The organism is Streptomyces sp. NPDC058664, assembly GCF_042716635.1.
GTDB lineage: Bacteria > Actinomycetota > Actinomycetes > Streptomycetales > Streptomycetaceae > Streptomyces.
In genome coordinates, this window is record NZ_JBHXRW010000216.1 from 1 (window position 1) to 1,377 (window position 1,377).

Annotated in this window: 1 protein-coding gene and 2 pseudogenes; all 3 read left to right on the top strand. The window is 64.7% G+C overall.

Going from position 1 to position 1,377, the window contains the following annotated elements; all coding sequences use genetic code 11:
* A partial coding sequence (locus tag ACFWUY_RS41670; protein ID WP_384122274.1) for a transposase occupies positions 1–402 on the top strand: 402 nt, incomplete at its 5' end.
* An 8-nt stretch (positions 403–410) separates the two neighbouring features.
* Positions 411–776 (top strand): annotated as a pseudogene (locus tag ACFWUY_RS41675) (transposase family protein); the annotation flags it as partial.
* Between the two features lie 483 nt (positions 777–1,259).
* Positions 1,260–1,377 (top strand): annotated as a pseudogene (locus ACFWUY_RS41680) (IS5/IS1182 family transposase); the annotation flags it as partial.

The following is a 1,377-nucleotide window of genomic DNA, read 5'->3' on the forward strand; positions in this document are numbered from 1 at the left end:
GTGCTGGAATACGCCCTCGCCTCCCGGGAGATCGCGCCCGGCACGCTGGTCCATCACGCCGACCACGGCTGCCAATACACCTCCGTGAAGCTGACGACACGCCTGGTCAGAGCAGGTATCGAGGCATCCATGGGGTCGGTCGGCGACAGCTTCGACAACGCCCTCGCCGAGAACCTGTGGTCCACGATCAAGACCGAATGCGTCCGCGGCCGCATCTTTACCACCCGGGCCGAAGCGAACCTGGCGCTGTTTGAGTACCTCGACGGGTTCTACAACCCCCGGCGCATCCAGAAACGGCTCGATTACCTCAGCCCGATCGAGTACGAGGAGAAGCACTACGCCGAGCAGGCAGCGGCCGAACGAGCGAACCTGAACACCCATCAACCCCAACTGACCAGCTGACCAGCACCTCCCGCGCAACGGGGGAACCTCAGTGGTTCTCCCGTGCAACGCCGGGCCGCACCCACGACCTGACCGCGGCCCGGGCTCACGGCATCGTCCAGGCCTGCCTGACCCGGCAGATCCTTGCCCTGGCGGACCGTGCCTACCAGGGTGCCGGCGCCACGGTCCGCACCCCGTACAAGAACCACCGCGAACAGCCCGAGCACTACCAGCAGTTCAACCGCGACCATGCCAGGCTCCGGGCACCGGGAGAGCGGGCCTTCGCTCAGCTGAAGTCCTGGCGGCTACTATGACGAGCCAGATGCTCCACCCGCCGCATCGGCACCATCGTCCAAGCCGTCCACACGCTGCTGACCTGCAACTACCCAGGATGAAAGAGGCTCACTGGGACGTGTGAGCCCAGGGAAAGCAGTGCCAGGTGGGAAGTAGGGACTGTACGAAGAACGGCTCTGTCTCACATTCGGTGGTGACAGATCGTGCACGTTGAGCATGTCCACCTCGCGGAGAGTGCGAACAGCGTCCTGACCTCGATGTTTCGAGGCGGACGGCATCATGCCGGGTCACCGGGCTTACCGCGGCGAACTCTCACTACCGGAGAGCAAGTGATCGGCCGGATTCTTGGGGAGACCGGCTATGAGGCGCCGATCTGCGGTTTCGTGGCCGATGCCCTGCCCGACGCCGTCATGACCCTCCGTCACCACCGAATGTGAGACAGAGCCGTTTACTGGACAGACCCGGGAAGTAAGACCGACCGGCAAATGGTGGGGCCGGGCTGGCCAGGCGGACCCGAACGCAGGGCAGGCACGAGCCTGAGTGATCATGGAGTTCTCTACGCTCAGTGACTACTCGGAGGGCTCGTGCCTGCGGTGCCATCATGCCTGCTCGAACCGTTGTGGGACCAGTTCGCGGACTTGCTGCCCGCGCGGGAGGGTTACGCCGAGAGCCATCCGTTGGGATGCCATCGGCGCAGAGTCC